Here is a 3,882-nt window from a genome sequence, read left to right as displayed (position 1 = left end):
TTAAAGAAAACTCAATTCAGTACAACCAATACCACAAAGTATTCAAAAGGGGACTTTAGTCAAGATGTTGTGCTACTGTCTTTTTCGAGTCAAGCCTTCAAGTTTAAGATGCAACAAATCACGCCCGGCTGATTGCTGCCTAACCTGATTTGTTGTGTGCATCCGCTCCTTTCCAAGTTTGTGGGTTGAGCCTTATGTCTGACCTTCCTTTTACTTTAGATCAGTTACGTATCCTGAAAGCGATCGCCCAAGAAGGAAGCTTCAAGCGTGCCGCCGATAGTCTTTACGTCTCCCAACCTGCCGTCAGCTTGCAAGTTCAAAATCTCGAACGGCAGCTCGATGTCCCCTTATTCGACCGTGGAGGACGACGCGCTCAATTAACTGAAGCCGGACATCTACTCTTAAGCTACGGGGAAAAAATCCTCAGCCTGTGTCAGGAAACCTGCCGCGCCATCGAGGATTTACAAAATCTCCAAGGCGGTACTTTGATTGTCGGTGCTTCTCAAACTACCGGCACTTATCTTTTGCCTAGAATGATCGGGATGTTCCGACAAAAATATCCAGATGTGGCTGTGCAATTACACGTCCACTCTACCAGGCGGACTGCTTGGAGTGTCGCTAACGGACAAGTTGATCTAGCGATCGTTGGCGGTGAAATTCCTGGTGAACTGGCGGAATCTTTGGAAGTTCTTCCTTACGCTGAAGACGAACTGGCGCTGATTATACCTGTCTTTCATCCCTTTGCCAAACTTGAAAAAATCCAAAAAGAAGATTTATATAAATTACAATTCATTGCTTTAGATTCTCAATCGACTATCCGCAAAGTAATTGACCAGGTGCTAGCACGCTATGAAATTGATACCAGACGTTTTAAAGTTGAAATGGAACTCAATTCCATTGAAGCAATTAAAAATGCTGTGCAATCTGGTTTGGGGGCTGCCTTTGTCTCCACTAGTGCGATCGCTAAAGAGTTACAAATGGGCGTTCTGCACTGTGCCCACATTGAAGGTGTGGTCGTTAAACGGACACTATGGCTGATTTTTAATCCCAATCGCTATAGATCCAAGGCCGCAGAAGCTTTTAGTCGAGAAATTTTGCCCCAGTTTGCTAACCCTGGATGGAATCAGGATGTGTTAATATTGGCACAAAAAAACATAGTAGTAACTACATTGGATTCAGCAACACCCACCTCCTCCGGCGAAGGCTAAAATTTGGTCATTAGTCCTTTGTCACTTGTCCTTTGTTTTTTTGTAAATGACTAATGACTAATCACGAAAATGGAAGTTTACTGTACTCGCCCACGTTGCCCACGTCCACAAAACTATTTTACCGATTTAGATGATATTACAACGCTGAAAACAACGCAGCAAAAGTACTGTACTACCTGTGGTATGCCACTAATGTTAGATGGTCGATATGTGACAACGAAGCTGCTAGGAAGAGGGGGATTTGGAGCAGCGTTTTTGGCACGCGATCGCCGAATTCCCGGAATGCGTCAATGCGTAGTTAAGCAGTTTCAACCAGCAGGAAATTTAACCTCAAATCAACTGCAACAAGCACAGCTGATGTTTGAGAGAGAGGCAGAAGTTTTATCACAGCTTGGTAACGATCACGAACAAATTCCTGACTTATTTGCTTTCTTTCCAGTAATAGTTAATAGCTTGCAACCAGGACAGCAAGACCAATTTTTTTACTTGGTGCAAGAATATATTGATGGGCAAAATCTAGAGGAAGAATTAGTTCAACAAGGTAAATTTTCTGAACAACAAGTCTTGGAGGTGTTGCAAGAAATCCTCAAAGTACTAAAGTTTGTTCATGATAGAAGCATTATCCACAGAGACATCAAACCCTCTAACATCATGCGCCGTCGTGATGGGAAACTTTTTCTGCTCGATTTTGGCGCAGTTAAGCAAGTAACAAAGGCTGCACCTGGTTCTGCGGCTGCTTCCACCGGAATTTATTCTATGGGATTTGCACCACCTGAGCAGATGACTGGGGGTCAAGTATTCCCATCTACAGATTTATATGCTTTAGCTGTAACTCTTATTACCTTGTTAACAAATCAGGAAGCAGTTCAACTATTTGATGCCTATAGCAACCAGTGGAAATGGCGAACGCAAGTGAGTATCACACCTCGCCTTGCTGATATTTTAGACAAGATGCTGCTAGCTGCTGCCAATCAACGTTTTCAATCAGCCCAAGAGGTTCTAGATGCACTTAACCCACAGCCTCTAGCCCCTACACAGCTTAATTCGCCCTCTGTAACACTCCCACCACAACCACCTAAAGCTGCTAGTCCCGTCGTCCCCCGCCGTCCACCAACTCAACGAGCGTTTTCTACATTGGAATTATTGGGTGGGGCGGCATTTAGTGGGTTTGAAGGAGCATTGATCGCGATCGCCCTCTTCAGTCTAGTAAAATCACCAATAATTACTTTGACTACTTCTGCCCTGATTTTAGGTATACTAATTTTTACCCAAACTAGGCGGTGGATTGAAAAGTTTGATTTATTAATTATTCCGACAATTACTTTTGCGATTATTTTTTTTCTCCCCTTTTTACGGGGAAGTCTAGCCATACAGGCGGTAGTTATTTTAGCAGTTGCAGCAGGCTTAATAGCCATTTCAGTCACAGCCGTATTTCGACTAATTCATAAATTATTATCTCTCCTACTTTAAAAAACTTTTGGCGATAACAGCCACCTATGTCTCAAAAAAACGAAACACTTAGTCTTCTCTTAGCTGCTGTCATCACCATTGGTTTAATTTCTGGTGGCTTATGGTTTTTTAGAGGACAGTGGGCGCAAATAAGTGGAACTGCTCTTAAACCTTCGGGGACTGGAAACGCAGGTAATCCTATAAACCAGTCGTTCAGCAAATGTAACGTGCCAAATCTCCCAGAGGGGACGTTTAACTATGGTGGTAGCACAACCTGGGCACCTATCCGTAAAGACGTAGACTCCGTACTGCAAAGCCTTTGCCCTCGGTTTATTTTGCGTTACACTCAACCTCCATCAGGTAAACCAGGATCTGGAACTGGCATTCAGATGTTGATAGCCAATCAACTAGCTTTTTCCCAATCTTCTCGCTCAATCAAAGCTGAAGAAAATGCCGAAGCTAGACAAAAAGAATTTAGTTTGAAAGAAATTCCAGTGGCAATTGATGGAATTGCGATCGCAGTTAACCCCAATCTGAACATCCCTGGTTTAACTGTTGCCCAACTCAAAGACATCTACACAGGTAACATTACTAATTGGCAAAATGTGGGTGGGCCAAATTTACCAATTACAGTCTTCTCTCGCAGCAAAGAAGCTGGGGGGACAGTAGAATTCTTTGTCGAAAATATTTTAAATAAAGAGAATTTTGGGACTAACATTACTTACATTGGCACGACCACGGAGGCAGTACGAAAAGTAGCCGCAAATACTGGCGGAATTTACTATGCTTCTGCCCCAGAGATTGTACCTCAATGTACGATTAAATCTCTGCCACTAGGGCGTACAAACAGTCAATTTGTGCCTCCCTACCAAGAACCCTTTGTACCTCAGTCTGAATGTCCTGGTAAGCGGAATCAGTTAAATACTCAGGCATTTCGTAGCGGAGACTATGCAATTACCCGCAACTTATTTGTAATCGTGAAACAGAATGGTCAAACAGACCAGCAAGCTGGGGAAGGTTATGCAAATTGGCTGCTGACACCTCAAGGTCAAGAACTGATCGAAAAGGCTGGATTTGTCAGAATTAAATGATCAAAGTGGTTAGATTTAGCGAGATAATCAAATAATAAACATTTTTTATTTATTACTATTTGTTTATGTCACAAAAGAATGAAACCACAATTTTAGCTTTGGCTCTGTTGCTGACACTGGGAATAGTTGGAAGT

General features: G+C 42.8%; 3 protein-coding genes. All 3 read left to right on the top strand.

Features of this window, described 5'->3' with window-relative positions; genetic code table 11:
* The first annotated feature begins 194 nt into the window (after positions 1-194).
* The 3 genes from ACEW80_RS23150 (at position 195) to ACEW80_RS23140 (ending at position 3,748) form a co-directional block, all read left to right on the top strand.
* Complete coding sequence (locus tag ACEW80_RS23150; protein WP_373528842.1) at positions 195-1,208, top strand: LysR family transcriptional regulator; 1,014 nt, start codon at positions 195-197, stop codon at positions 1,206-1,208.
* A gap of 69 nt (positions 1,209-1,277) precedes the next feature.
* Positions 1,278-2,678, top strand: a complete 1,401-nt coding sequence (locus ACEW80_RS23145; RefSeq protein WP_373528841.1) for a protein kinase — start codon at positions 1,278-1,280, stop codon at positions 2,676-2,678.
* Positions 2,679-2,704: 26 nt separating this feature from the next.
* Complete coding sequence (locus tag ACEW80_RS23140) at positions 2,705-3,748, top strand: PstS family phosphate ABC transporter substrate-binding protein (protein WP_373528840.1); 1,044 nt, start codon at positions 2,705-2,707, stop codon at positions 3,746-3,748.
* Positions 3,749-3,882 lie beyond the last annotated feature (134 nt).

Origin of the sequence: Nostoc sp. (assembly GCF_041747015.1) — a bacterium.
Lineage (GTDB): Bacteria > Cyanobacteriota > Cyanobacteriia > Cyanobacteriales > Nostocaceae > Nostoc.
The sequence above is the reverse complement of the archived record's forward strand: the minus strand, read 5'-3'. Positions and strand labels throughout refer to the sequence as shown.